This is a genomic window from Streptosporangium sp. NPDC020072 (assembly GCF_040631445.1).
Lineage (GTDB): Bacteria > Actinomycetota > Actinomycetes > Streptosporangiales > Streptosporangiaceae > Streptosporangium.
Genome location: NZ_JBEYAB010000039.1, coordinates 1 through 1,688, shown reverse-complemented (window position 1 = coordinate 1,688; position 1,688 = coordinate 1). Strand labels below are relative to the sequence as shown.

1 protein-coding gene is annotated in these 1,688 nt (G+C 62.2%); it reads left to right on the top strand.

The window, feature by feature from the left end; translation table 11 throughout:
* Window positions 1-30 precede the first annotated feature (30 nt).
* Window positions 31-1,688: amino acid adenylation domain-containing protein (locus tag ABZ470_RS41635; RefSeq protein WP_362918721.1), on the top strand; the 1,658-nt coding region annotated here is incomplete at its 3' end.

Here is a 1,688-nt window from a genome sequence, read left to right as displayed (position 1 = left end):
ACCGCTGAGGTGGGGGGTGTTTCGCGGTGTGTGCATGAGGTGTTTGAGGAGCGGGTGGTGGTGTGTCCGGATGCGGTGGCGGTGGTGTGTGGTGAGGTGCGGTTGTCGTATGGGGAGGTGAATGCGCGGGCGAATCGGTTGGCGCATTGTTTGCTGGGGTTGGGTGTGGGGTCGTTGGTGGGGGTGTGTTTGGGGCGTGGGGTGGATTTGGTTCCGGCGTTGTTGGGGGTGTTGAAGGCTGGGGCGGGTTATGTGCCGTTGGATCCGGCGGTGCCGGCTGAGCGGTTGGGGGGGATGTTGGCCGACAGTGGGGTGTCGGTGGTGGTGACGTCGTCGGATTTGGCGGGTTTGGTGGGTGGGGTTTTTTCGGGTCGTGTGGTGGTTGTGGATGAGGTGGATTTTTCGGGTTTTTCTGATGTGAATCCTGGTGTGGTTTGTTCGCCGGGTGGTGTGGTGTATGTGATTTATACGTCGGGTTCGACGGGGCGGCCGAAGGGTGTGGTGCTGGAGCATCGGAATGTGGTGCGTTTGTTGGAGGTCGCGGAGCGTCATTATGGTTTTTCTTCGGATGATGTGTGGGTGTTGTGTCATTCGTTTGCGTTTGATGTTTCGGTGTGGGAGTTGTGGGGGTCGTTGTTGTATGGCGGTGTTTTGGTGGTGGTGCCGCGGGAGGTGACGCGGTCGCCGGAGGATTTGTTGGGGGTTTTGGTTCGGCATGGGGTGACGGTGTTGAATCAGACGCCGTCGGCGTTTCGGGGTTTGGTGGGTTTGGCGGGGGAGGGGAGGGTGTGTCTGGATCGGTTGCGGGTGGTGGTGTTCGCGGGGGAGAAGTTGGAGTTGGCGGAGCTGGCGCCGTGGGTGGAGCGGTTCGGGTTGGAGCGGCCGGCGTTGGTGAACATGTATGGGATTACCGAGACGACGGTGCATACGACGTATCACCGGTTGGTGGCGGGGGATTTGCTGCCGGGTGGGGGTAATCCGGTGGGGCGTCCGTTGGCGGATCTTCGGGTGTATTTGTTGGACGCGTTTGGGTGTCCGGTGCCGGTTGGGGTGGCGGGGGAGATTTATGTGGGTGGTCCGGGGGTGGCGCGGGGGTATTTGAATCGGCCGTCTTTGACGGCTGAGCGGTTTGTGCCTGATCCGTTTGGTCCGGCGGGTGGGCGGTTGTATCGGAGTGGGGATCTGGCGTGTCGGCGTGCGGATGGGAGTTTGGATTTCCTGGGGCGTGTTGATGATCAGGTGAAGGTTCGGGGGTTCCGGATCGAGTTGGGGGAGATTGTCGCGGTGTTGCGGCGGGTGGAGGGGGTGGTTGATGCGGTTGTGGTGGTGCGTGAGGACGTTCCTGGTGATCGGCGGTTGGTGGGTTATGTGGTGGGGGAGGGGGTTGATCCGGTTCGGTTGAGGGAGGAGTTGTCTCGGTCGTTGCCGGAGTACATGGTGCCGTCGGCGTTTGTGGGGGTGGCGGCGATTCCGTTGAACAACAACGGGAAGTTGGATCGGCGGGCGTTGCCGGTTCCTGGTCGGGGGGCGTTGGCGGCGGGGGTGGATTTCGTGGCGCCTCGGTCGGTGGTGGAGGAGTTGGTCGCGGGGATTTGGCGGGATGTTTTGGGGGTGGAGCGGGTCGGGGTGCATGACAATTTCTTCGAGTTGGGTGGGCATTCGATCCGGGCGGTCGCTTTGGTGGGCGC